Here is a 24,903-nt window from a genome sequence, read left to right as displayed (position 1 = left end):
CCAAATCCCTCAGTGCGTTGTCGCGTGCACGCCGCGGCGCTTGTTGATGAGAACGATGGCGGCGATACAGCCGCCGATGATCGCAAAGGACACGATGGTGGTGACGGTGCCGAGCGCATACAGCGACGGCGAGGTCACGTTGAGCGTCATGCTCCAGATTTCGAGCGGCAGGGTGTTGAGCGAGCCGGCGGTCTGCAGCGTGCGGGCGAATTCGTCGTAGGACAGCGTGAAGCCGAACAGCGCGACCGCGACCAGGCCGGGCGCCAGCACCGGAATGACCACCAGTCGGATGGTCTGCCAGCGGGTGGCGCCGAGATCACGGGCCGCCTCTTCCCACACGCTGTTGAAGCGGGACATCACGGCGAACATCACCAGCACGCCGAACGGCAGCGTCCACGACAGCTGCGCGCCCAGCGCGGAGGTGTACCAGCTCGCGTTGATGCCGAGCCACTGAAACAGCAGACCGATACCGAGCCCGAGCACCAGCCCGGGCGCCACCAGGCTGCCGATCATCAGATAGAACACGACGCTGTCGCCGAAGAAACGGCGGCGGAACGCCAACCCGGCCATCAGCGAGACGACCAGCGTGATCACCGTGACCAGCGCCGCCAGCTTGATCGAACGGTCGAACGACCCCTTGACGTCGCCGGTGCGCACCTGCGTGAACAGGTCGACGAACCAGTGCAGCGAGTGGCCCTTCATCGGAAACACCAGCCCGCCGCGGATATCCTGGAACGACAGGATGTAGATGCAGATCATCGGGCCATAGAGCGCCGCCACATAGAGCGCGAAAACAGCCGCCAGCGCGTAGAACGTCCAGGGGCGACGATCGCCGCGCGCGACGGCGGGCACACGCCGGGTCCTGACCACTGCCATATCGGCCTCGCCGAGAGCGACCGTCATTGGGTGATCTCCCGGCGAATATCGACGACGCGCAAGATCAGGGCGATGACGGCAATCAGGACCACGGTGAGCAGCACCGCGCTGGCCGCGGCGATCGGATATTGCAGGACGCCGACATTTTCGTAGAACGCGCTGACGACGGACGCCGAACCGCCGCCGGACATCACCTTGACCACGAAGAAGTCACCCATCACGATCGAGATGACGAAGGTCGATCCCAGCGCGATGCCGCTTTTTGACATCGGAATGACGATGAAGCGCATCACGTCGAGACGGCTGGCGCCGGCATCGAGCGCCGCCTCCACCACCCGCTTGTCGATGCGCGCCAGCGAGTTGAAGATCGGCACCACCATGAAGATCGTCAGCTGGTGGACATAGGCGATCACGACCGCGAGCCCGGAATAGAGCAGCACTTCCAGCGGCTCGCGAATTACGCCGGTGCCGAGCAGCGCCGAATTGATCAGGCCTTCCTTTCCGAGCAGCGGAATCCAGGAAATCATCCGGATGATGTTCGAGGTCCAGAACGGTGTGGTGCAGATCAGGAACAGGCCGATCGCAAGCAGCTGGTTCCTGACATGAAAGACCAGGAAATAGGCGACCAGGAAGCCGATGATCAGTGTGAACAGCCAGGTCAGGACCGCAAATTTCAGCGTCGCGACATAGAGATGGAAGGTCTGCGCCGAGGTGAGCACGTCGGCGTAGTTGGCCAGCGTGAACGTCGGCAGCAGCCCGCCAAAACCATCGGTCTCGAAGAAGCTCGCCACCAGCAAGACCAGCGTCGGCAGCAGGAAAAACGGCACCAGCACCAGCATCAGCGGCGTCACGTAGAGCCATGCGCTCAAATTATGTTGCCGCATCACCTGGCCTGACTGAACTTCATTCTGGATCTTTCGGAACGGCAATTCGAAACCGGCCGGCGGCCGCACGGCACCGGCCGGTCCGTTCACGTCAAGCGACCTTGAAGTCGTTCCATCGCTTGTTCATGTAGGCCGCTTCATCCATCAACGTGTTCCAGCACGAGATGTTCTTGACGCGGTCGAGGAACGAGCCGCCGTCGCGCTTGGTGCCGGCCTTCTCCATCGGCACGCCGTAGGGATCGTTGATGACCGAAGGCGCCGGCTTGCCGTCGTACCAGAAGTCCCACTCCGCCGCGGTCAGGAATTTCTTGGCCGTCGACGGCACCGGGCTGTAATAGCCGTAGCGTCCGACGAAGCCGCCCTGCCAGCCCGAGAGATACCAGTTGAGATATTCGTAGGCGGCGCCGAGCTTCTTGCCGGACAAATGCTTCATCAGGCCCATGCCGTTGCACCAGCCGCGATAGCCTTCCTTGCCGTTCTTGACGTTGACAGGCGCATAGACGCAGGGAATTTCCTTGACGCGGACCGCGGCCACCGCCGGCGACCACATCGACTGGATCACCACCTCGCCTGCCGCCATCAGCTGCACCGACTGATCGAAGGTGGTCCAGGTCGCGCGGAACTGGCCGGCCTTCTTCAGTTCGATCAGCTTGTTGCAGGTAAAGTCGATTTCCTGCTTGGTCATGTTGCCCTTGTTGCCGTACTTGATCAGGCTGGCGCTTTCGAAGCACAGCGCGGCGTCCATGATGCCGATGGCGGGAACGTCGAGGATGGCGGCCTTGCCCTTGAATTTCGGGTCGATCAGGTCCTTCCACTCGGTGATTTCGCGGCCGACGAGATCGGGACGATAGCCAATCGAGTCCGCATTATAGACCTGCGGCAGGAAGGTCGCCCATTCCGTCACGCCGTCGTTCAATTCGGTCGAATTCGGCTTGGCGATATACATCGCCTCATAGGGGGAGATGCCCTGACGTGGAATCTTGTGGCCGTCGATCTCGCCCTTGGTGAAGATCGGCAGGATGTTGTCGAACTCCTTGATCTTCTTGACTTCGATGCCCTGGATCACCGAGCGCTTGGCGGCGAGTTTGGCCTGCCAACCCTCCATGTCCGCGATATCGACCGAGTCGGGCTGACTGATGAAGCGGTTGATCGCCGCGGACGTATCCAGGTTCTGCATCGTGACCTTGAAGCCGAGGTCCTTGGCCGCCTGATCGCCGATCGCCTTGACGACCGAGTATGAGACGCCGACATGCCGGAGCTCGATGTCCTTGATCTCCTGCGCCCAGATCGTCGGAAAGCCGCGAACCGCGTCGGAGCCAACAGCCGCGCCGGCCGCGGCCGCAGCCGTCTTGAGCAGCGCCCGTCTCGAAAGACCTTTCTTCTTCGCCGGGAGCTTGGACGAACCGGCCTTCACGTGATCCTTGTCGTCATCAAACATGGTTCTCTCCGTTCGCGTTTGCTGGACCAGCCTGCACCCCAACCGGCTCGTTCGTTTGCGCGACCGTGTTGATGATGAAGCGTAGCGAGGGAGAAATCCGCTTGTAAAATCGGAAGTTAAAATTCCTCCTATAAGAGCGACTAATGGAAATCGCGACCTGCCCAAGGCGGCGGCACGCCGATCTACAGTTTGATCTTTACTTTAGAAATGCTTCGGCGCGCGACGAATTTGCGTACCAACTTCTGAGCTGATCCAGCTATTCGAAGTGCATCCGTCGGATGCGCGCGAACTTCGGCCCAATCAGCTCAGAACGGCAGCGCGATGTCGCACTTGATCTCCTTGAGGATGACGTTGGTGCGGACGTGGCGGATACCCGGAATCTTGAACATGAACTCGTCGAGAAACCGGTTGTAGGCGGCCATGTCGGTGACCACGACCCGAAGGTGATAATCGGCGTCTCCCGTCGTCGCAAAACACTCGAGCACCTCGGGACGCCGTTTCACCCGCGCGACGAACTGGGTGACGAAATTTGTGTCGTGACGATCGAGCGAGACATGCAGAATGGCCGAGGTCAGGAATCCGGCCCGCTCGCGATCGACCAGCGCCGCATAGCCGGTAATGACGCCGGACTCTTCGAGCGCGCGGACCCGCCGCCAGCACGCGGAAGACGACATACCAACATCGTCCGCCAGATCCTGATTGCTGCGGCGGCCGTCCTTTTGAAGATGAGTCAGCAGCCGTCGGTCTTGTCCTTCAATCATGTTGGGCTCCTCCAAGGAATGCGCTGACAAATTGTACCATATTATGCGCCAATTTTGGCAGCTTCTACCACAACTGGCGATAAATTCGGACAATCAGGACAATCCTTCCACCCGATCGGGTCGACACTTTCTCCGAACCGGTCCCGCGGGAGGACGACATGACACAGGCCACCCAGACGACGGGCAGAGACCTCGACAACTACGCCTTGATGGATCGCTACACGCGCCGGACCGGCCGCGTGCTGCTGACGGGCACGCAGGCGCTGGTGCGTATCCTGCTCGACCAGCGCGACCGCGATCGCGCCGACGGATTCAACTCGGCCGGATTCGTTTCCGGTTACCGCGGCTCGCCGCTCGGCGGCGTCGATCTGGAACTCTGGCGCGCCAAAAAGCTCCTGAGCGAACGGCGCATCGAATTCCTCCCCGCCGTCAACGAAGACCTCGCCGCCACCGCCGTGCTGGGATCGCAGCAGGTCGAAACCAATCCGGCGCGCGAAGTCGATGGCGTGTTCGGCCTCTGGTACGGCAAGGGCCCCGGCGTCGATCGATCCGGCGATGCCTTGAAGCACGGCAACGCCTATGGCTCGTCGCCGCATGGCGGCGTGCTGGTCGTTGCCGGCGACGATCATGGCTGCGTGTCGTCGTCGATGCCGCACCAGTCGGACGTCGCCTTCATGGCGTGGTTCATGCCAACGCTTAGCCCGTCGAGTGTGGCCGAATATCTCAGCTTCGGCGAATATGGTTATGCGCTGAGCCGCTTTTCCGGCATGTGGGTCGGTTTCAAGGCGATCTCCGAAACCGTCGAGTCCTGCGCCTCGGTCGAATTGCCGCCGCGCCGCATCTTCAATGCGCCGGCATTCGAACCGCCGCCGGGCGGCCTGCACTATCGCTGGCCGGACCTTCCGGGCCCGCAGATCGAGCAGCGGCTGGAAGCCAAGAAGAACGCGGTGCTGGCCTTTGCCGCCGCCAACCCGATCGATCGCCGGATCTACGATATTCCGGACGCCACCTACGGCATCGTCACGACCGGTAAGGGCCATCTCGACCTGATGGAAGCGCTGCAGCTGCTGGGATTGACCGAATCCGAATGCCGCAGGCTTGGCATCGACATCTACAAGGTCGGCATGGTCTGGCCGCTGGCGCATCACGACGCGCTGGAGTTCGTTCGCGAGAAGCGCGAAATCCTCGTGGTCGAGGAAAAGCGCGGCATCATCGAAAGCCAGTTCAAGGAATACTTTTATGACTATCCGGGCCACAAGCCGGAGCACATGGCCGGCAAGAGCGACGAAAACAACGATCCTTTGGTGCCGTGGGTCGGCGAGTTGTCGCCGCGGTTGCTGGCGCCGATCATAGCCAAACGACTTGACCTGATCTTCCCAGGCCTCGACCTCACATCGCGCGCCGAACGCCTGCAGCGCCCGAGTGCGGAGATCATCAACATATCAGGCGCGACCCGCACGCCGTATTTTTGTTCCGGCTGCCCGCACAACACGTCGACCAAAGTGCCCGAGGGATCGCAGGCGCTGGCCGGCATCGGCTGTCATTTCATGGCGAGTTGGATGGACCGCGATACCAGTTCGCTGATCCAGATGGGCGGCGAAGGCGTCAACTGGGTGGCCTCCTCGCGCTTTACCGGCGGCAGACACGTGTTCCAGAACCTCGGCGAAGGCACCTATTATCATTCTGGTTCGATGGCGATCCGCCAGGCCGTCGCCGCCAAGGCCAACATCACCTACAAAATCCTGCTCAATGATGCGGTCGCGATGACGGGCGGCCAGCCTGTGGATGGACCGATCAGCGTCAACGCCATCGCGCACGAGGTTCGCGCCAACGGCGTGACCCGGATTGCGATCGTTTCCGACGCGCCGGAAAATCTGCATGCGGGCGATTTTCCAAAGGGGGTGACGATCCATCCCCGCGCGCAGCTGGACGCCGTACAGCGTGAACTGCGGCAGGTCGCGGGTGTCTCCATCCTGATCTATGAGCAGGAATGCGCCACCGAGCGGCGACGCCGGCGCAAGCGCGGCCAGGCGCCTGAGCTGAAGAAGTTCGCCATCATCAATGATCTCGTCTGCGAGGGCTGCGGCGATTGTTCAGTGGAATCCAATTGCCTCAGCGTCGAACCCAAGGACACGCCGTTTGGCCGCAAGCGCCAGATAAACCTTTCGACCTGCAACCAGGACTTTTCCTGCGTTAACGGCTTTTGCCCGAGTTTTGTCACCGTCGAAGGCGCAACGCGACGCAAGAGGCAGGGCGCCGGCATCGATGCGCTTGCGCGCACGACGACGTTGCCCGAGCCGCAGTTCGCTTCACTTGAAAAGCCATTCAACCTGCTGGTGACCGGCGTCGGCGGCACCGGCGTCATCACCGTCGGCGCATTGATCACGATGGCGGCACATCTGGAGGGCAAGGGTGCCTCGGTGCTCGACTTCACCGGCTTCGCGCAGAAATTCGGCCCCGTCCTGAGTTTCATCCGGCTCTCGAACAGCCCTGACGATATCCATCAAGTCCGGATTGATCAGGGCGCCGCCAACGCGCTGATCGGATGCGATATCGTGGTCAGCTCCTCGCCCAAGGCATCAAGCACCTATGGGCCGGAAATGCGAGCGGTCATCAACACGGCTGAAATGCCGACCGGCGACATCGTACGTCATCGCGATGCCAGCCTGGAGACGGCGGTAAGGTTGCGGCACCTTGAGCGTGTCGTCGGATTCGACAAAGTCAGAAGCCTCGATGCAAACAGAATGTCGGATGCGCTGTTCGGCGACACGGTCTTTTCAAATGTGATCCTGCTGGGTGTGGCGTGGCAGCAGGGGCTTGTGCCGGTAACACTGGAAGCACTGATGCGCGCGATCGAATTGAACGGCGTTGCGATCGAACAGAACAAGCAAGCTTTTGCGAGCGGGCGTCTTGCTGCGGCGGATCGCAGTTTTGTCCCGTCGCTATTGGGAAACGCCAGCAAAGCGGAAACGCTGGACGAAATCATTTCCCGACGCGCTGAGTTCCTGACCGCTTATCAGAATGCAGCCTATGCCGATCGTTACCTCAAGTTCGTCGGTCAAGTCAGCGCCGCCGAAGCACGTCACCTGCCCAACTCCCAGGCGCTAACGATCGCCGTCGCTCGATCCCTCTTCAAGCTGATGGCCTACAAGGACGAGTACGAGGTAGCGCGGCTGCACGTGGAAGCCGGTTTTCAGGACAAGCTGCGCGAGGAATTCGAAGGCGACTTCACGATCAAATACCATTTGGCACCGCCGATCCTGTCGTTCGGCAAGGATTCCCGCGGCCGTCCACTCAAACGCCAATTCGGGCAATGGATACAGACACCATTCCGACTATTGGCGCGCCTCAAATTCCTGCGAGGTACTCCGGGGGACGTGTTCGGCTATACCCACGAGCGCCAAATGGAGCGGGGCTTGATCGACTGGTACGAAAAACTTGTGACTGACTTGATGCCATGGATTTCGCCTGACACCATCGAACCATTGGTCAAGATCGCAGCCGCACCGATGGACATTCGCGGATACGGACCTGTGAAGATGGAAGCGGTGGCGAAAGTACAGAAGGAGACGGAGGACTTGATCCGCCTCCTGAAGGCGTCGATATCGGAACGTCGCGCAGCTTAACGGGCTTCTTCGAACCCTGCGAGCACCGAAGTCAGGTTGGCACCGAGAATATCGGAGAGGTAGCCGCCCTCCTGGACGAAGACGGTCGGAAGTCCGAGCCGCGCGATGGCGGCACCAATGCGGCGGAAGCCGGCCGTCGTCACGGCAAGGCCTGCGAGCGGATCGTGCTCCGACGCATCGAGGCCGAGTGCTATGACCAGCGCGCCCGGCGCAAAGGCATCGATGGCCTTTTCCGCGACGCCGAGCGCCGCGATATAGCCGTCATCCCCGGTGCCCATCGGGAGCGGAATATTGAGGTTGGTGCCAAGGCCCGGCCCCGCACCGCGCTCATGCGCATAGCCCCAGACGTACGGGTAGTAGGACGTGGGATCGGCGTGGATCGAAACCGTAAACACGTCGGGTTGTTCGTAGAAAATGCCCTGCGTGCCGTTGCCATGGTGCACATCGACATCGAGGATGACAACACGTTCATGCCGCTGGCGCAGTTGCGCCGCCGCGATCGCGCTGTTGTTCAAGAAGCAGAAGCCGCCCGCCATGTCGCGGTAGGCGTGATGACCGGGCGGACGGCACAGCGCGTAGGTCGCGTCTTCGCCGTCCAGAACAAGCTGGGCCGCCGTCGTCGCCACATCGGTTGCCGCGCACGCCGCAGCAAAGGTGCCGGGGCCGATCGGACAGCCGGTATCGGCCGTATGCCAGCCCAGCCGTCCGACGATGTGGGTCGGATAGGTCGCGGCGTGACGCACCGGATGAACGTTGGCGATCATTTCCGGACCGGCATTGCCGAGCGCGGACCAGGCCTCCCAGGCTTCGGCGAGAAAGCCGAGATATTCCGGACTGTGAATTCTCGCGCGCGGGCCCTGCCCGAATACGATGGGCGCAACCAGATCATGCTTGCCGGCTTTCAAGCCCGCAAGCAGGCGGTCGGCGCGTTCGGGCTGCTCGGTGGTGCGCTGGACGACGCCGCGAACCAGAAAGAATTGCGGATCGTGACTGCGATGCAGTTCAGTGTAGACGGCCTTCACGCGAATACTCCTGTTTCCTGTAAATGATATTGGTTGCGCCCACGGCGGTGCGACATGCCGGCTATGCGGGAATCTCCCGCACGAGCTTTCCGACTTCGCGCCACGCATGACCGATGTGATAGTCGATATGCGCCACGATGCGTTCGGGATGGCCTTGTTCGATCGCAGCGAGCACGGGTTCGTGTGTCCGGGCGATTTCATGCGGATCGTCGTACAGCCGGCCGATCAGTCCGATCACCATGCGCATTTCCGATGCGAGATCGTCGAACAGCCGCAACAGGCGCCGGTTCGCCGCGATCTCGCAGATCAGGCGGTGAAAGCGGTAGTCCTCCTCGACCTGCCTGGCGGGATCGTCGAGATCAGCAGTCTGGTGCAGCACATCGATCTGCCGCCGCAGCATGTCGCGCGTCTCCGGCGTGAGATTGCGCGCGGCGAGCACGGCCGCGTGCCGCTCGACACACAGCCGTAGATCATAGATATCGTCGATATCGTCAGCAGCGAACTTGCGCACGAAGAAGCCGCGTCGCGGACTGGCCACCAAAAGTCCCTGCTGTTCCAACAGCCGCGCGGCCTCGCGCACCGGCGCCCGGCTCACGCCAAGCTCCCGCGCGATCCCCGCTTCCACGACTTTGGAACCCGGCGCCAGCCGGCCTTCGACCACCGCCTGGGTCAAAAGGCGGGCGACCTGACCGACGAGATCGGTGTCGGCAAGGGCTGGCAGTCCGACCGGTGGGGACAGCGTGCGCATCAAAATGGTCCGTTTTGGCCCGTTCCTAACCGATTTCGGCTCGTTTTACCACTTGTACATAATTTAAGCGTCGATTGTCGACAGTTTAGTCTTGTCATATGCCTTGTTGCAGGGCAACCCTTAGACCGGTTCAAAAAGGGTGCATTCCAATAATGACAGCGCACGTACCGCCTCCGGCCATCAAGGACGGAACCCAGCAAAGCCGGATCGATCTCGCAGCCGCCTACCGGCTGATTCATCGGCTCGGTCTTGACGACAGCATCTACACCCACATCTCGGCCCGGCTGCCCGGCAGCCACGATCGCTTTCTGATCAACCCCTACGGCCTGCGTTTTGAAGAGGTCACCGCCTCCAACCTGGTCACCGTCGACATCGATGGCAACGTCATCGACGATCCGAAGGGCCTCGGCATCAATCCGGCCGGCTTCACCATCCACAGCGCGGTGCACGCAGCGCGGACGGATGCTGCCTGCGTCCTGCACACCCACACCGTCGCCGGCGTCGCGGTGTCCTGCCAGAAGCAGGGACTGCTGCCGCTCAATCAATGGTCGATGCAGTTCACCGATCGACTCGCCTATCACGACTATGAAGGCATCGCGCTCGATCTGGATGAACGCGAGCGGCTGGTCGCCGACCTCGGCGACAAGTTCGTCATGGTTCTGCGCAACCACGGCATGCTCACCTGCGGCCGTTCTGTCGCCGAAGCGTTCAAGCTGATGCACAATCTGGAGCGCTCGTGCCGCGCGCAACTCGCGGTTCAGGGCGCCAGCGCAGAGATCGTGCCGCTCTCGGAAAGCGTCGCCCGCAAGACCGCCGGACAATACGCGACCTTCTACGACAGCATCGAACTCAAAGGTGTCCCCGATATCGAATGGATCGCCTTCAAGCGGATGCTGGAGCGGTCAGATCCGGACTTCATGAACTAGCCGCACATTCAACCCCAACGCAACGCGCCCCGGTCAGGCGATCAAGAGAGAGATGTCATGCTGAAGCAATTTGTAATGGGTCTTGCTGTGGTCGGCGGCCTTTCCGGAGGCGCCCTTGCGCTCTCCGGCGCAGCGTATGCGCAAGAGCCGAAGGCCGGCGGCGTGGTCAACGCCGTGATCCAGCCCGAACCGCCGGGGCTGATGATGGGCCTGGTGCAGAACGGCCCGACCCAGATGGTGTCCGGCAACATCTATGAAGGCCTGCTGCGCTATGGCCCGAAGCTGGAGCCGCAACCGGGTCTGGCCGAGAGCTGGAGCGTCAGCGAAGACGGCAAGGTCTATTCCTTCAAACTCAGGAAGGGCGTCGCCTGGCATGACGGCAAGCCCTTCACCGCGGCCGACGTGGCGTTCTCGATTGAATTCCTCAAGCAGACCCATCCCCGCGGACGCAACAACCTGCTCCAGGTCGACAAGATCGAGACCCCCGACGACCATACCGTCGTGTTCACGCTGAAGCAGCCGTTCGGGCCGTTCATCGGCATCTTCGAGGTCGGCTCGATGCCGATGATCCCAAAACACATCTATGCAGGAACCGACTACAAGACCAACCCGGCCAACAATACGCCTATCGGCACCGGCCCCTTCATGTTCAAGGAATGGCAGAAGGGCTCGTTCATCAAACTGGTCAAGAATCCGAACTACTACATCAAGGGCAAACCCAACCTCGACGAGATCTACTGGCACGTCATTCCCGACGCCGCGGCGCGATCGGTGGCATTCGAAACCGGCAAGGTCGACGTGTTGCCGGGTGGTTCGGTCGAGAATTTCGACGTTCCGCGCCTGAGCAAACTCAAGAACGTATGCGTCACCGGCGCGGGCTGGGAATTCTTCAGCCCGCATTCCTGGCTGTGGCTCAACAACCGCTCCGGACCGACCGCCAACAAGAAATTCCGCCAGGCCCTGATGTTCGCCATCGACCGCAATTTTGCAAAGGACGTGATCTGGAACGGCCTCGGCAAAGTCGCGACCGGCCCGTCCGGCTCCGCGATCAAATATTACACCGACGCAGTGACGAAATACGATTTCAACCCGGCGAAGGCGAAGGCCCTCCTGAAGGAGGCCGGCTACAATGGCGAGAAGGTTCGTCTGCTGCCGCTGCCTTACGGCGAAACCTGGCAGCGTTGGGCCGAAGCCGTGAAGCAAAATCTGCAGGATGTCGGCATCAACGTCGAAATGGTGGCGACGGATGTCCCCGGCTGGAATCAAAAAACCTCCGACTGGGATTATGATATCGCCTTCACCTACCTGTATCAGTATGGCGATCCCGCCCTCGGCGTCAGCCGCAACTATGTCACCAGCCAGATCGTCAAGGGCAATCCGTTCAACAACGTCGAAGGATATTCCAATCCGGAGATCGATCAGCTGTTCGCTGACGGCGCTGTCGCCTTCCCGGATGCCAAGCGCCAGGAGATCTACACCAAGGCGCAGAAGATCCTGACTGACGATGTGCCGGTGGCATGGCTGCTCGAATTGCAGTTCCCGACCATCACCCGCTGCAACGTCAAGAACCTCGTCACGACCGCGATCGGCGTCAATGACGGTTTTCGCGACGCATGGATCGAAAAGTAACTCCGCAACCTTTCGGCCGCGGCGGCGCTCCGGCGCTTCGCCGCGGTCTGCAAATTCCAACACCAAGCTTCGAAGCGGAATCCCACGATGCTCGCATTCATTGCCCAGCGCATTGGCAAGGCCGTCATCGTCCTGCTGGCAATCGTCGTCCTCAACTTCTTCCTGATCCGGATGGCGCCGGGCGATCCGGCGCTGGTGATGGCCGGCGAGGCCGGCGCCAGCGACCAGATTTTCCTGACCCAGCTCCGCGAGAAGTTCGGCCTCGACCAGCCGCTTCCGGTACAGCTGTTTCTCTACGTCAAGGGCATCGTCAGTTTCGATCTCGGCTTTTCCTTCCGCCAGCAAATGCCGGTCTCGAAACTGATCCTCGACCGGCTGCCGGCCACCCTGCTGCTGACCGGCACGGCGTTCGCGATCTCGCTCGCCTTCGGCATCCTGTTCGGAACGCTGGCGGCGCGCCGCGCCGGCAGCTGGCTGGATACCGCCATCACGGTGTTGGCGCTGATCTTCTACGCCACGCCGCTGTTCTGGGTCGCGCTGATGGCGATCCTGCTGTTCTCGGTCACGATGGATTGGCTGCCGAGCTTTGGCTACGAGACGGTCGGCGCCAACTACACCGGGCTCACCCACGTGCTGGATGTCGGCGCGCATCTGATCATGCCGGCGACGACGATCGGCCTGTTCTTCATGGCGACCTATGCCCGCATGACCCGCGCCTCGATGCTCGAGGTCAAGCGGCTCGACTTCGTCAAGACCGCCCGTGCCAAGGGCCTGCGCGACGCCGTGATCCAGCGCCGCCATGTATTGCGAAACGCGCTGCTGCCGGTGGTGACGCTGGCAGGATTGCAGGCGGGCACGCTGGTCGGCGGTGCGGTGCTGACCGAAACCGTATTCGCCTGGCCCGGCATCGGCCGCCTGATGTACGAGGCGCTGCTGCAGCGCGACTATAATCTGCTGCTCGGCGTCTTCGTGGTCTGCTCGGCAATGGTGCTGACCTTCAACCTGATCACCGACCTGATTTATCGCTCGGTCGATCCCCGCATCGAGTTCGCAGCATGAGACAGTTCTGGCGAATGATGCTGCGTAACCCCGGCGGCCTGATTGGCCTCGTGATCCTGACGATCGCGATTGCTGTCGCCGTGTTCGGCCCCCTGCTGTTTCCGACCTCGCCCTGGCGCATGGTGCAGCGGCCATTCCTGCCACCGTTCACGCTGGCGGGATTGCCACTCGGCACCGACGCACTCGGCCGCGACGTGATGGCGGGCATCATCTATGGTGCCCGCGTCTCGCTGCTGGTCGGGCTCGTCTCGACGCTGGCGGCGCTCGCGGTCGGCATTCCCGTAGGCGCCGCAGCCGGTTACTTCGGCGGCCGGATCGGCGACGCCCTGATGCGCTTTACCGAGTTCTTCCAGACCGTGCCGAGCTTTGCGCTGGCAATCGTGCTGGTCGCCGTGCTGCAGCCGTCGATCGTCTCGATCGTGATCGCGATCGCCATCGTCAGCTGGCCGCCGGTGGCGCGGCTGGTCCGCGGCGAGGTGTTGTCGCTGCGCACCCGCGAATATGTGCAGGCCGCGATCGTGACCGGGCAGACCAACAGCTGGATCATCTGGCGCGAGATCCTGCCCAACGCGCTCTCCCCGGTCATCGTGCTGGCCTCGCTGATGGTCGCAACCGCCATCCTGCTTGAATCGTCGCTGTCGTTTCTCGGTCTTGGCGATCCCAATTTGATGTCGTGGGGTTACATGGTCGGCGCCGGCCGCACGGTCATTCGCCAGGCCTGGTGGATCACGGTGTTTCCCGGCGTTGCCATCCTGATCTCGGTGCTGGCACTGAACCTGATCGGCGAAGGCCTCAACGACGCGCTCAACCCGCGCCTCGGCAAGGACGGGCGCTGAGCATGTCGGACACCGCAGTCACCATCAAAGACCTCAAACTGGCGCTGCCATCCGGCAGTGACCGCGCTTACGCCGTGGACGGCGTTTCGTTCGATCTCACCGCCGGCAAGATCCTTTGCGTGGTCGGCGAATCCGGCTCCGGAAAGTCGATGTGCGCGCATGCGCTCATGGGTCTGTTGCCAGACACCGTGATTGCCGAGGCCGGCGAGATCATGTTCGGCGGACAAAATTTGCTAACCCTCGATGCCGATTCATGGCTCGGCCTGCGCGGTCGCCGCGTTGCCATGGTGTTTCAGGAGCCGATGACCGCGCTCAACCCCTTGATGCGGATCGGCGACCAGATTGCCGAGATGTTCGAGGCGCATGGTCTGCTGACGCCGAAGGAACGAAAACAAAAGGCCCTCGGCTTGCTGCGCGAGGTCGGTCTGCCGGATCCGGAACGAAGCGTACGCGCCTATCCGCACCAGCTCTCCGGCGGCCAGCGGCAGCGCGCCATGATCGCTATGGCGCTGGCCCTTGAGCCGGCCGTGCTGGTCGCTGACGAGCCGACCACCGCGCTCGACGTCACCACGCAGGCGCAAATCCTGAAACTGATCCGCGACCTGCAACGCAGCCGCAACATGGCGGTCATGTTCATCACCCATGATTTCGGCGTCGTCGCCGATATCGCCGACCGCGTCGTCGTGCTCCAGCACGGCAAGGTGGTCGAACAGGGCGCGGCCGACGACGTGCTGCAACGTCCGCAACATCCCTATACCCGCGCGCTGCTCGCGGCCGTACCAAAACTGCAGCCGCCAGCGCGCGCTTCCCGGCTCGATCAGCCGAAAGTGGTTGAAGTGATCGGTATCGAAAAGACCTATGTCAGCGGCGGCGGCTGGTTTCAGCCCACACGAAGTGTCCAGGCCGCGAAGGAAGTCAGCTTTGACATTTTTCAGGGCGAGACGCTCGGCCTGGTCGGCGAATCCGGTTCCGGAAAATCCTCCATTGCCCGCCTGATCATGCGCCTGATCGAAGCGGACCGCGGCACCGTCCGGCTCGGCGAAATTGATCTGACGCGGATCAACGGAAAGGCGTTGCGCGAGCAGCGCAAGCGTATCCAGATGATATTTCAGGACCCGTTCGCCTCGCTCAATCCGCGCCGCAAGGTCGGAAACATCATCACCGATGGACCGATCGCGCACGGCGCGGACCCTGCGGCCGCCCGACAACGCGCCCACGATCTGCTGGGACTGGTCGGCCTCAATGCCAGCGCCATGGAACGCTTTCCGCACGAATTCTCCGGCGGCCAGCGGCAACGCATCGGGATCGCCCGCGCGCTGGCGCTCGACCCTGAAATCCTGGTGGCCGATGAAGCCGTCTCCGCGCTCGACGTTTCCGTGCAGGCGCAGGTTCTGAACCTGCTGGAAGATCTCAAGACGCGGCTCGGCCTGTCGATGCTGTTCATCACCCATGATTTGCGCGTGGCCGCCCAGATCTGCGACCGGATCGCGGTGATGCAGCGCGGATCGATCGTCGAACTCCGGCCTGCCGCAGCGCTGTTCTCCGCCCCCGAGCATCCCTATACGCGCGAGCTGCTGGCCGCGGTACCGGGCCAGATATCATCGTCCAAGGCGGCGTGACCGATGCGGTGCGCGCTTGTCAGCAGCAGCCTCGATATCAGAGGCTACCTCGGTGCGGAATTCGCGCGCATCGCCGACCGCATCGAAATCGTCGACCACCGCCGCAATGGCTCGGATGCCGACATCAACCTTGCGATTGCCTGGCATCCGCCGGCCGATGCCTTTGAGCGTTACCCGAACCTCAAGGCCGTTTGCTCCCTCGGCGCCGGCGTCGACAATATTGTCGCCTGCCCGAGCCTGCGACCGGATATCGACGTCGTTCGCATCGTCGATCCCTTGCAAGCGCAAACCATGTCCGGCTTTGTCATCTGGCACGTGATCTCGCATCAGCGACGCTTTGCAACCTATCTCGCTCAGCAGCGCGACGGAATTTGGCAGCGCCTCAGCCAGCGGGCCGCGCAGGACGTGCCGGTCGGCATCCTCGGGTATGGCGAAATCGGCCAGCGCGTGGCCGCTGATCTCGCCCAACTCGGTTTCCCCGTCATGGTGTGGAGCCGGACGGCGAAGCCGACGCCTGTCCCTGTCAGGGGATTCCATGGTCCAACCGGCCTTTCCGCCATGCTTGGCGAAACCGAGGTGCTGGTGAACCTGCTGCCGCTGACGCCGGAGACCCAGCGCATTCTCAACGCCGAGCTGTTCTCCCGCATGCGGCGCGGCGGCTATCTCATTCAGGTCGGGCGCGGCGAGCATCTGGTCGAGGCCGATCTGCTGGCGGCGCTGGAAAACGGTCAGCTCGACGGCGCCGCACTCGACGTGTTCGCGGCCGAACCGCTGGCGCCGGGACATCGGTTCTGGCATCATCCCAAAATCGTGGTGACGCCGCACGACGCCTGCGAAGTCCGGGTCGAGGCCGTCGCGACCACGGTCGTCGCAACCGCGGACGCGATACAAACCGGCCGGCGGCCGCCGAACGCCATCGACCGCCAACGCGGCTACTAAAGCGTTTTCGAGCGAAGTGGATACCGGTTCGCGTGAAGAAAACGCGTCAAAAAAATAATCTAGAGCTTCGGTCAGAACCGAAGCTCTCCACGCCCGAAGGATTGTCTGTTGTCCAACCCCTCGCCCGCGATTGAGGCGGCACATCCGATCGATGGCCTGCGCGCCGCGTCAAGCATTCCGGAATCGCTTGCGGCGGAGCTGGCAGCCGAACATTACGGCCTATCCGCCACGGTGCACCGGCTCGACAGCGAACGCGATCAGAATTTCCGGCTTCGCACGCCCGATGGCCGCGAATATGTGCTGAAGATCGCGAACCCATCTGAAGACCGCGCGGTCACGAATTTGCAGACCGAAGCCCTGGTTCAACTGGCAGCCGTCGATCCCGACCTGCCGGTCCCGCGGATGTTTCCGGCGCTGAACGGCGCCAACGAAATCGATATCAGCTTCGACGACGGCTCGACCAGGGTGGTGCGGCTCTTGTCGTTTCTGCCCGGAAAGCCCTTCCACACGGTCGAGAGTTCAACCGCACTTCGGCGCGACCTCGGCCAATGCGCCGCACGGATGGCGCGCGGGCTACGTGAGTTCCGACATCCCGGCGCCAACCACAAGCTGCTCTGGGATCTGCAACACGCCGCAGAATTGCGCCCGCTGATCGACGCTGTCCCCGCCGACCGGCGCGGTCTGGTCGAGCGCACCCTCGATCGTTTCGAGACGCACGCGCTCCCTGTGCTATCGGGCTTACCCAAACAGCCACTTCACAACGATCTCAATCCGCACAACATCGTCGTCGATTCCGCCAACAGCGAGCGGATCGCGGGGATCATTGACTTTGGCGACCTCACATCGACGGCCCGGGTCGTTGACCTCGCCGTGACCGCGGCCTACCAAGTGGTCGACGGCGACGATCCCCTCGCCCCCGCCTGCGATATGATCGGCGCCTACCATGCGGTCACGCCGCTGGACGGAACCGAGTTCGAGATATTGTTCGATCTGATAGCGACGCGCATGGTCATGACCATCGTGATCAGCAGCTGGCGGGCCATCCGTTATCCCGGGAATCGGGACTATATTTTGCGTAACAACCCGGCGGCCTGGGGCAGACTGCAGCGAATCGCTGATATTCCCCGGGCGCAGGCCAAGCGGCAGATTCGATCTGCCTGCAATGCGGAGTGACCGATGTCCACCGACCATGAGACCGCTTCGAACGAGTTGATCGCGCGGCGCAAGCGCCTGCTCGGGCCAGCCTACCGGCTGTTCTACGAACAACCGGTGCAGTTCGTCCGCGGCGAAGGCGTGTGGCTCTATGATCCCGAAGGCAACGCCTATCTGGACGCCTATAATAACGTGGCGTCGGTCGGCCACTCGCATCCCCACGTCGTGCAGGCGATCGCGCGGCAGGCCGCGGTGCTCAACACGCATACGCGCTACCTGCACGAGACCGTGCTCGATTATGCCGAAAAACTTCTCGCCACCTTCCCGGCCGAGATCAGCCAGATCATGTTCACCTGCACCGGCAGCGAGGCCAACGATCTCGCGTTGCGCGTGGCCCGGACCTGCACCGGTGGCACCGGCTTCATCGTGACAGAAACCGCCTATCACGGCGTCACCAGCGCTCTGGCCGAGTTGTCGCCTTCACTAGGCCTTCCGATCGCAAAGGACAGCCACGCACGGCTGGTGCCGGCGCCGCGCTCCGCTGGCGACGACACCGGTGAAATGTTCGCCCGACACGTGCGCGGCGCGCTCGACGACATGCGCAAGAACGGCATTCGACCGGCCGGACTGTTGGTCGATACGATCTTCTCCAGCGACGGCCTGTTCGCGGACCCTGCGGGCTTCCTGCGCCCCGCGGTCGAAGCCGTGCGGGCCGCCGGCGGCCTCTTCATCGCCGACGAAGTGCAGCCCGGCTTCGGCCGCACCGGCGAGCAGATGTGGGGGTTTGCCCGCCACGGTCTCATTCCCGATCTTGTCACGATGGGCAAGCCGATGGGCAATGGCCATCCGGTCGCCGGAATGGCGGCGCGTCCGGAAGTGCTGGCCGAGTTCGGCGCGCGGTCGCGCTATTTCAACACCTTTGGCGGCAATCCCGTCTCCGCCGCCGCGGGAATGGCCGTGCTGGAGGTGATCGAGTCCGAGGGGCTGATCGCGAATGCACAGCGCGTCGGCGCCTATCTGCGTAGACAGTTTCAGCAGTTGCAGGCCCGCCATCCACTGATTGCCGAGGTACGCGGCGCCGGATTGTTCTTTGGCGTGGAGCTGCGGTACGGCGGAACGGCGGGGACGCCGGCCGCCAGCGAAACCGCGGGCATCGTCAACATGCTGCGCGAGCGGCGTGTGCTGATCAGTGCGGCCGGGCCGCAGGCCAACGTTCTGAAAATACGGCCGCAGCTGGTGTTCACCACTGAGCACGCCGATTTGCTGGTCGGGAAGCTGGATGAATCATTGCAGGCGCTGAGATAGCCCGCAGCGCCACTAGCTGAGTGCGCGAACCGCCTTGAAACCGTGCGAGGCCGCTTCCAGCGCCGCGTCGATATCGGCGGCTTGATGGGCCGACGACAGGAACATGTTGTGCACGGGGTGGAAGAATGCGCCGTGGCGCAAAGCCGCCGAACAGAACGCCCGGCCCTTCTTCACCTCCGGATCGGCGTCGAACAGCATTAGCGGCATCTGTGGCGGACCGCTCTGGCGGATGGCGATGCCGTGCTGGTTTGCCAGCGATGTCAGGCCTTCGCGCAGTCGTAGTCCCATGCTTCTGATATGGCTGGGCACATCGGTTTCACGCGCAATCCGCAGCGTCGTCCGCGCGGCCGCCATCGCTACCGCGCCACACCAGAACGAGCCTGTCACGAATACCTTTGTCGCCGCCTCGCGGAATTTGTCGTTGCCGGTAATCGCGGCCAGCGCATAGCCGTTGGCGATCGCCTTGCTCCAGGCGGCCAGATCCGGCCGCACGCCGAGCGCTTCCCAGCTTCCCCTGACGTCGAGCCGTAGGCCCGTCCGCACCTCGTCGAGAATGAGCGCGGCGTCGGTGGCGTCGCACACGGCGCGTGCAGCGGCGGCGAATTCCCGTGTCGGCATTTCGAGATCGCGGGCAATATCGTGCCTGAAGCCCGTAACCAGGATCGCGGCAAGATCCTTACCGGCTTCCGCCACTGCCGCCTGCAGGCTCGCGATGTCGTTATATTCGAAGTGCAGCAGATGCGCGCGGTCCTCGCTGGTGACGCCGGCGACGCTCGGCGAGCACCATGGCAGCGCGCCGTGATAGCTGCCCTTGGCGACCAGCACCTTGCGCCGCCCTGTCCCGGCTCGCGCAATGGTCACGCAAGCGGTGGTCGCGTCGCCGCCGTTCTTCTGAAACATCGCCCAATCGGCATGCGGCACCATCGCGACGAAATCCTCTGCGAGCTCCACCATGACCTCGCCTGGGCCGTTGAGGCAATCGCCCAGGGCAGCCTGCGCTTCGGCAGCCGCCTGCACTTCCGGATGCTTGTGCCCAAGCAGCACCGGGCCCCAGCTGCACATGAAGTCGATGTATTCGCGCCCGTCGACGTCGCGCACCCGGCAACCCTCGGCAGAGGCAAAGAACTGCGGATAGCCTTCCGGCAACCGCGCCGCATTGAGATGTCCCCACATCCCGCCGGGCACGACGCGCTGGGCACGAGCCCGCAACATCGCATCCGCGGTCTGCGTTTCGCTCAATGCCATCGCTTGCCTGGTCATGACGTCCTCTTGGCGTTCTCGCGCACAGCTTGTGCCTACGCCCCATCAAACCATCGCCGGCGCGCAACGGCAAGATACCGCTGTGCGCCCAATCCGGTTCGCGGCCATAGCTTTGTCGTCGCGCATGCGTATGATGATCGTCGCCAAGAACAATAAATCCGACAAACTCGGGACCGCCTCATGAACGCATCCTCCGCCCGGATCAATCCAGCCGATCACTTGCCGAACTATGGCAGTCCGGCGCAGGTCAAGGGGCTGCTCGGCAATGTCGATATCTGGCGCGATACGTGGGGCATCCCGCACGTGCGCGGCGGCAGCTTTCAGGATGCGTTTGCCGGGCTCGGCTTCGCGCAGGCGCAGGATCGGCTCTGGCAGATGGAAGCGCTGCTGCGACGTGGCACCGGCCGCTATGCCGAGTGGCTCGGCGCGCGCGCCGTTGGCGGCGACGTGATTGCCCGGCAGATGAATGGCGACGCCGCTTCGCGCCGCGATTACGCACTGCTCGGCGACGAGGCTAAGGCAATGCTGGTGGCTTACGCGCGCGGCGTCAACGCGTTCATCGCGCTGCGGCGATGGCCGGTCGAATACAAAATCCTCGGCTGCGAACCTGCAGCCTGGGAGCCCTGGCATTCCATCGCCGTCATGCGCCAAATCGGATTCCTGATGGGATCGGTGTGGTGGAAGCTGTGGCGTGCCGCGGCCCTGCCGATCGTCGGTGCCGACAACATCGCAAAGCTCCGCTTCGATGACGGCGGCAGCGATCTCTTATGCGTACCGCCGGGCGTGGAAGGCAAACGGCTCGCGGCTGCCCTTGCCGATCTCCAGCCCGGCATCACAGCGCTGCTCGATACCGCGCAGGAGCAGATGGGCGCCGAGCTTGACGGCGGCAGCAATAATTGGGCGATCTCGGCCGAGCGCACCTCGACAGGCCGCCCAATCGTCGCCGGCGACCCGCACCGCCTGCTGGAAATGCCGAACATGTATGCGCAGGCCCACCTCGCCTGCGATGAGTTCGACGTCATCGGCCTCACTTTCCCCGGCGTACCCGGCTTCCCGCATTTCGGGCACACGGCGAATGTGGCCTGGGGCGTGACGCACGCCTTTGTCGACATCCATGATCTCTATGTCGAACAATTCGACGCCGGCGCACGGCACTATCGCTTCAAGGACGAGATGCGGCCTACGACGCATCGGCCCGAAACCATCAAGGTGCGCGGCGGCAACGAGGTCACGGTCAACGTGATCGAAACCCAGCATGGCCCGGTCATCGCCGGCGATCCCATGGAGGGCACCGCGCTGGCGCTGAAATCCGTTCAGTTCGCGGTGCCGGATTCGTCGTTCGACTGCATGGTGCGGATGCTGCGCGCCAAATCGGTCGAGCAGCTATACGAAGCGACGCGCGGTTTTGCCTTGCTGGATCACAATGTCGTCGCCGGCGATACCTCCGGTAAGATCGGCCATCGTGTGCGCGCGCTGGTGCCGAAGCGGCCGCGCTCCAACGGCTGGCTGCCGGTACCGGGTTGGACCGGCGAGCATGAATGGGAAGGCATGGTGGCGTTCGAGGACATGCCGCACACGATTGCGCCCGATAGAGGGATGATCGTCACCGCCAATAATCGCGTGGTGGACCCTGAGCGCGAGCCCTATCTCTCCACCGATCCGATGCCGCCGCACCGCACCCGCCGCATCTGGCTGCGGCTCAACGAATTGAAGCGGCCGTCGCCCGAACAGATGCCGGCTATTCACCGCGACCTCCTGAGCATTCCCGCCATCGAAATCCGCGAGCGGCTCCGCGCGATCGGGCTGCCGGCGGAAACGAAGGCATTGTGCGACCTGATCCTCGGCTGGGATGGCGAGATGCGCGGCGACTCGGTGGCCGCCGCGGCGTATTCCGCCGTCCGGCTGGAATTGACAAAACTGGCGCTGCGCCGCTCGGGCCTCGACAAGACTGCTGACAGCGACTTTACAAAAGTGGCGCCGGGGCTGTTTCCGGAAGTGCAGTTCTGGTGGACATTGCCGCAACTCTTGCGCAGCAACGACGAAAGCCTGCTCAAGGGCGCGACCTGGGATGAGCTGCTGCGCCAAGCCATCGTCACGGTGTCGAAGAATCCGCCGACCGCCGATTGGGGCACGCTGCATACGCCAAAGCTAAAGCACGCGCTGTCAGTGGCCTTCCCCGATCATGCCGGCCAGCTCGACAAGGATTGCGCGAAGATCTCCGGCGACAATGATTGCGTGTTCATGGCGGGCTATTCGATGAAGTTCGGCTTCCAGGCCACCTCATCCGCGCTGTCCCGCTACGTCTTCGACGTCGGTGCCTGGAACAACTGCCGATGGATCGTCTTCCACGGCGCGTCTGGCCATTCGGCCAGTCCATACTACGCGAACCAGAACGCGACTTGGGCGAAAGGCGAAATGGTGCCGATGCTCTATGACTGGGAAGCGATCAAGAGCGCGGCGAGCTCGCACCAGACGCTCAGCAGGGCATAGAACGGGAGAATTAGCGCGGCACTATCGCCGTCGCTTCGATCTCGACGCGTGCGGCTTTTTCGACGAGGCGCACCACCTGCACCAGCGCCATCGCCGGATAGTGCGCGCCGAGGATTTCGCGATACACTTTTCCAAGCGCCTTGAGGTTGGCCAGATATTCCTCGATATCGACGACATACCAGGTCAGGCGCACGAGGTGTTCGGGCTTCGCACCGCCCTCCGCCAGGATGGCGGATATGTTCTCCAGCGTCTGGCGCACCTGCGCGATGAAATCGTCTGGCAAAATACCCTGGGTATCCCAGCCGATCACACCGCCGGTCACGACGAGGCGGCCATCGGCGGCCATGCCGTTGGCATAACCTTTCGGCGCCGGCCAGCCGCTCGGCTGCAGGATTTGCAGGCCCGAGGCCGGCGTTTTGCCCTTTGCCACCGGCAGTACCGCCAGCGTGGGCCCCTTTGACGTGCTCACGAAAATCGCTCCATTACTTCCAGATTCCTGTTCGACGCTTCTTTAGGCGTGCTGGCATCCGCGTCGCTCGAAACGCTCTGCATTTCATTCCGCGGCCATGCCGGCTGAAGCCGGATTGGCTTGCGCCATTTGCCGCAAAGCGAACCGCCGCAATTTGCCGGTCTCGGTCTTGGGCAGTTGCGCGACGAATTCGATCGCGCGCGGATATTTGTATGGCGCGATCTCACGCTTGACGTGCTCCTGCAATGCCGTCACCAGCGCCGCATCAGCGTCGATGCCGGGGGCGACCACGATGTAGGCCTTGACGATCATGCCGCGTGCCTCATCGGGCGCGCCGACGACGCCGCATTCGGCAACCGCCGGGTGCGTCAGCAAGGCCGCCTCGATCTCGGGACCCGCGATGTTGTAGCCGGAAGAGACGATCATGTCGTCCGACCGCGCCACGAAAGACAATCGTCCTGTCTCGTCGCGAACGAAGGAATCGCCCGTCAGATTCCAGCCGTCCCGCACATAGTTCGATTGTCGGCTATCCGCAAGATAACGGCATCCGGTCGGGCCGCGGACTGCGAGCTTGCCGACGGTGCCCGCTGGCAATTCATTCATGTCATCGTCGACGATTTTGGCTTCGTAACCCGACACCGGGCGCCCGGTCGTTCCCGCGACGGCCTCGCCGACCCGGTTGGTGATGAAGATATGCAGCAACTCGGTGCTGCCGATGCCGTCCAGAATCGGCTTTCCCGTTTTGCGGGTCCAGCTCTCGAACACCGGTGCCGGTAAGGTCTCACCAGCCGACACTGCCAGCCGCAGCGACGACAGATCCGCGCCGTTGTCCATCGCAGCCATCATCGCCCGATACGCCGTCGGCGAGGTGAAACAGATGGTGGCTTTATAGGCCTCGATGATCTTGACCATCTCGGGGGGCGAGGCGTTTTCCAGCAGTGTGGCAGTGGCGCCGAACCGCAGCGGAAAGATCGCAAGGCCACCGAGGCCGAACGTAAAGGCCAGCGGCGGCGAGCCGACGAAGACGTCGTCTTCCGTTACGTTGAGAACTTCGCGCGCATAACCGTCTGCCACGATCAGAAGATCGCGGTGGAAATGCATCGTCGCCTTCGGCTCACCCGTGGTGCCCGAGGTAAATCCGAGCAGCGCGACGTCGTCCCGTCCGGTCTTCACGGCGTCGAACCGGACCGGCTTGTTCAGCGCCACCCGATCAAGCTCGGCGTCATGGTTCGACGTGCCGTCGAAATTCACGACCTGCTTGAGGAATTTGCTGGTCTTGGCGCAGGCAACCAGTTCATCCGCGATGCGGCTGTCGGTCAGCGCCAGCGCGATCTCGGCCTTGTCGATGATCTTTGTCAGTTCACCGGCGCGCAGCATCGGCATGGTGTTAACGACGACGGCGCCGGCCTTTGTGGCCGCAAGCCACGCCGCGACCAAAGCGGGATTGTTGCCGGAGCGGATCAGCACGCGGTTACCTGGCTTGACGCCGTAATTCTCCACCAGCGCATGCGCCAGGCGGTTGGACCAATCAGCGAGTTCCTTGTAGGTACGCTGGCGGCCATTGCCGATCAGCGCGGTCCGATCGCCAAAGCCCTTCTCGACAATCCGGTCGGTCAGTTCGACCGCGGCGTTGAGATATTCGGGGTATTGAAATTCCGGCCGGTCGAGAACCAGTTCCGGCCACTGCTCCGGCGGCGGCAGATTTCGCCGCGCAAAATCATCGACGTGGCCCGATGGGCCGAGGTTCAAATTTCTACCTGACATTTTCCATCGCCCTCGCGTTTGGGTGAAAGGCTCGAGACCGTCCGGCAGCGCTCACTCTCCAATCATTTTATACTTAAAGTAATTTGGCGCAAGGGCCCAC

The 24,903-nt window shown here is 62.8% G+C and carries 19 protein-coding genes; 10 read left to right on the top strand and 9 right to left on the bottom strand.

Translation table 11 applies throughout. The annotated features are described in order from the left end of the window. Positions 1-9: 9 nt before the first annotated feature. From ACSQ84_RS02100 to ACSQ84_RS02085, 4 genes are all read right to left on the bottom strand, one after another. Positions 10-876, bottom strand: coding sequence for an ABC transporter permease (locus ACSQ84_RS02100; protein ID WP_436211147.1), 867 nt, complete (start codon positions 874-876; stop codon positions 10-12). A gap of 23 nt (positions 877-899) precedes the next feature. After that, on the bottom strand, positions 900-1,760 hold the full coding sequence (locus tag ACSQ84_RS02095; RefSeq protein ID WP_436211146.1) for an ABC transporter permease: 861 nt from the start codon (positions 1,758-1,760) through the stop codon (positions 900-902). Between the two features lie 91 nt (positions 1,761-1,851). Continuing rightward, positions 1,852-3,198 (bottom strand): ABC transporter substrate-binding protein, encoded by a 1,347-nt coding sequence (locus ACSQ84_RS02090; RefSeq protein WP_436209990.1) that lies wholly within the window; start codon positions 3,196-3,198, stop codon positions 1,852-1,854. A gap of 305 nt (positions 3,199-3,503) precedes the next feature. Further along, on the bottom strand, positions 3,504-3,959 hold the full coding sequence (locus ACSQ84_RS02085; RefSeq protein ID WP_436209989.1) for an Lrp/AsnC family transcriptional regulator: 456 nt from the start codon (positions 3,957-3,959) through the stop codon (positions 3,504-3,506). A 158-nt stretch (positions 3,960-4,117) separates the two neighbouring features. On the opposite strand from ACSQ84_RS02085, the gene ACSQ84_RS02080 reads away from it, so the two are divergent. Further along, positions 4,118-7,585, top strand: a complete 3,468-nt coding sequence (locus ACSQ84_RS02080) for an indolepyruvate ferredoxin oxidoreductase family protein (RefSeq protein WP_436209988.1) — start codon at positions 4,118-4,120, stop codon at positions 7,583-7,585. Here ACSQ84_RS02080 and ACSQ84_RS02075 read toward each other — a convergent pair. Both ACSQ84_RS02075 and ACSQ84_RS02070 read right to left on the bottom strand, forming a co-directional pair. Next, on the bottom strand, positions 7,582-8,607 hold the full coding sequence (locus ACSQ84_RS02075) for a histone deacetylase family protein (RefSeq protein ID WP_436209987.1): 1,026 nt from the start codon (positions 8,605-8,607) through the stop codon (positions 7,582-7,584). The genes ACSQ84_RS02080 and ACSQ84_RS02075 overlap by 4 nt on opposite strands. A 61-nt stretch (positions 8,608-8,668) precedes the next feature. After that, complete coding sequence (locus tag ACSQ84_RS02070; protein ID WP_436209986.1) at positions 8,669-9,355, bottom strand: GntR family transcriptional regulator; 687 nt, start codon at positions 9,353-9,355, stop codon at positions 8,669-8,671. Between the two features lie 152 nt (positions 9,356-9,507). Between ACSQ84_RS02070 and ACSQ84_RS02065 the strand changes: the two genes are divergently transcribed. The 8 genes from ACSQ84_RS02065 (at position 9,508) to ACSQ84_RS02030 (ending at position 18,820) form a co-directional block, all read left to right on the top strand. Further along, a complete protein-coding gene (locus tag ACSQ84_RS02065; RefSeq protein ID WP_436209985.1) occupies positions 9,508-10,281 on the top strand; it encodes a class II aldolase/adducin family protein in 774 nt (257 codons plus the stop codon). A gap of 57 nt (positions 10,282-10,338) precedes the next feature. Next, on the top strand, positions 10,339-11,910 hold the full coding sequence (locus ACSQ84_RS02060) for an ABC transporter substrate-binding protein (protein ID WP_436209984.1): 1,572 nt from the start codon (positions 10,339-10,341) through the stop codon (positions 11,908-11,910). An 87-nt stretch (positions 11,911-11,997) separates the two neighbouring features. After that, the gene (locus tag ACSQ84_RS02055) at positions 11,998-12,969 is read left to right on the top strand and encodes an ABC transporter permease (RefSeq protein ID WP_436209983.1); all 972 of its coding nucleotides are present in this window, start codon (positions 11,998-12,000) and stop codon (positions 12,967-12,969) included. Then, positions 12,966-13,805, top strand: coding sequence for an ABC transporter permease (locus tag ACSQ84_RS02050; RefSeq protein ID WP_436209982.1), 840 nt, complete (start codon positions 12,966-12,968; stop codon positions 13,803-13,805). Before ACSQ84_RS02055 ends, ACSQ84_RS02050 begins: the two co-directional genes overlap by 4 nt. A 2-nt stretch (positions 13,806-13,807) precedes the next feature. Next, positions 13,808-15,424 (top strand): ABC transporter ATP-binding protein, encoded by a 1,617-nt coding sequence (locus ACSQ84_RS02045; protein ID WP_436209981.1) that lies wholly within the window; start codon positions 13,808-13,810, stop codon positions 15,422-15,424. Positions 15,425-15,427: 3 nt separating this feature from the next. Then, a complete protein-coding gene (locus ACSQ84_RS02040; RefSeq protein WP_436209980.1) occupies positions 15,428-16,363 on the top strand; it encodes a 2-hydroxyacid dehydrogenase in 936 nt (311 codons plus the stop codon). A 231-nt stretch (positions 16,364-16,594) separates the two neighbouring features. Further along, the gene (locus ACSQ84_RS02035) at positions 16,595-17,536 is read left to right on the top strand and encodes a phosphotransferase (protein WP_436211145.1); all 942 of its coding nucleotides are present in this window, start codon (positions 16,595-16,597) and stop codon (positions 17,534-17,536) included. Between the two features lie 3 nt (positions 17,537-17,539). Continuing rightward, a complete protein-coding gene (locus ACSQ84_RS02030) occupies positions 17,540-18,820 on the top strand; it encodes an aspartate aminotransferase family protein (protein ID WP_436209979.1) in 1,281 nt (426 codons plus the stop codon). Positions 18,821-18,832: 12 nt separating this feature from the next. Here ACSQ84_RS02030 and ACSQ84_RS02025 read toward each other — a convergent pair whose 3' ends face one another. Continuing rightward, a complete protein-coding gene (locus ACSQ84_RS02025) occupies positions 18,833-20,080 on the bottom strand; it encodes an aminotransferase class III-fold pyridoxal phosphate-dependent enzyme (RefSeq protein ID WP_436209978.1) in 1,248 nt (415 codons plus the stop codon). Positions 20,081-20,260: 180 nt separating this feature from the next. Between ACSQ84_RS02025 and ACSQ84_RS02020 the strand changes: the two genes are divergently transcribed. Next, positions 20,261-22,570 (top strand): penicillin acylase family protein, encoded by a 2,310-nt coding sequence (locus ACSQ84_RS02020; RefSeq protein ID WP_436209977.1) that lies wholly within the window; start codon positions 20,261-20,263, stop codon positions 22,568-22,570. 10 nt (positions 22,571-22,580) lie between these two features. On the opposite strand, the gene ACSQ84_RS02015 is transcribed toward ACSQ84_RS02020, so the two are convergent. Next, positions 22,581-23,039 (bottom strand): RidA family protein, encoded by a 459-nt coding sequence (locus ACSQ84_RS02015; protein WP_436209976.1) that lies wholly within the window; start codon positions 23,037-23,039, stop codon positions 22,581-22,583. Between the two features lie 84 nt (positions 23,040-23,123). Beyond that, positions 23,124-24,803 carry a benzoate-CoA ligase family protein gene (locus ACSQ84_RS02010; RefSeq protein WP_436209975.1) on the bottom strand — a complete coding sequence of 560 codons (1,680 nt, stop codon included), beginning with the start codon at positions 24,801-24,803 and terminating at the stop codon, positions 23,124-23,126. Positions 24,804-24,903 lie beyond the last annotated feature (100 nt).

The sequence above is a fragment of the Bradyrhizobium sp. LjRoot220 genome (assembly GCF_964252915.1).
Taxonomy (GTDB): domain Bacteria; phylum Pseudomonadota; class Alphaproteobacteria; order Rhizobiales; family Xanthobacteraceae; genus Bradyrhizobium.
This window is presented reverse-complemented; position numbering and strand designations above follow the sequence as displayed.

Coding starts and splice junctions, on each gene's coding strand:
- ACSQ84_RS02030 (WP_436209979.1), top strand. CDS start 17,540: ATGTCCACCGACCATGAGACCGCTTCGAACGAGTTGATCGCGCGGCGC.
- ACSQ84_RS02065 (WP_436209985.1), top strand. CDS start 9,508: ATGACAGCGCACGTACCGCCTCCGGCCATCAAGGACGGAACCCAGCAA.
- ACSQ84_RS02085 (WP_436209989.1), bottom strand. CDS start 3,959: ATGATTGAAGGACAAGACCGACGGCTGCTGACTCATCTTCAAAAGGAC.
- ACSQ84_RS02090 (WP_436209990.1), bottom strand. CDS start 3,198: ATGTTTGATGACGACAAGGATCACGTGAAGGCCGGTTCGTCCAAGCTC.
- ACSQ84_RS02025 (WP_436209978.1), bottom strand. CDS start 20,080: ATGACCAGGCAAGCGATGGCATTGAGCGAAACGCAGACCGCGGATGCG.
- ACSQ84_RS02040 (WP_436209980.1), top strand. CDS start 15,428: ATGCGGTGCGCGCTTGTCAGCAGCAGCCTCGATATCAGAGGCTACCTC.
- ACSQ84_RS02060 (WP_436209984.1), top strand. CDS start 10,339: ATGCTGAAGCAATTTGTAATGGGTCTTGCTGTGGTCGGCGGCCTTTCC.
- ACSQ84_RS02055 (WP_436209983.1), top strand. CDS start 11,998: ATGCTCGCATTCATTGCCCAGCGCATTGGCAAGGCCGTCATCGTCCTG.
- ACSQ84_RS02080 (WP_436209988.1), top strand. CDS start 4,118: ATGACACAGGCCACCCAGACGACGGGCAGAGACCTCGACAACTACGCC.
- ACSQ84_RS02050 (WP_436209982.1), top strand. CDS start 12,966: ATGAGACAGTTCTGGCGAATGATGCTGCGTAACCCCGGCGGCCTGATT.
- ACSQ84_RS02020 (WP_436209977.1), top strand. CDS start 20,261: ATGAACGCATCCTCCGCCCGGATCAATCCAGCCGATCACTTGCCGAAC.
- ACSQ84_RS02045 (WP_436209981.1), top strand. CDS start 13,808: ATGTCGGACACCGCAGTCACCATCAAAGACCTCAAACTGGCGCTGCCA.
- ACSQ84_RS02095 (WP_436211146.1), bottom strand. CDS start 1,760: ATGCGGCAACATAATTTGAGCGCATGGCTCTACGTGACGCCGCTGATG.
- ACSQ84_RS02100 (WP_436211147.1), bottom strand. CDS start 876: ATGGCAGTGGTCAGGACCCGGCGTGTGCCCGCCGTCGCGCGCGGCGAT.
- ACSQ84_RS02010 (WP_436209975.1), bottom strand. CDS start 24,803: ATGTCAGGTAGAAATTTGAACCTCGGCCCATCGGGCCACGTCGATGAT.
- ACSQ84_RS02070 (WP_436209986.1), bottom strand. CDS start 9,355: ATGCGCACGCTGTCCCCACCGGTCGGACTGCCAGCCCTTGCCGACACC.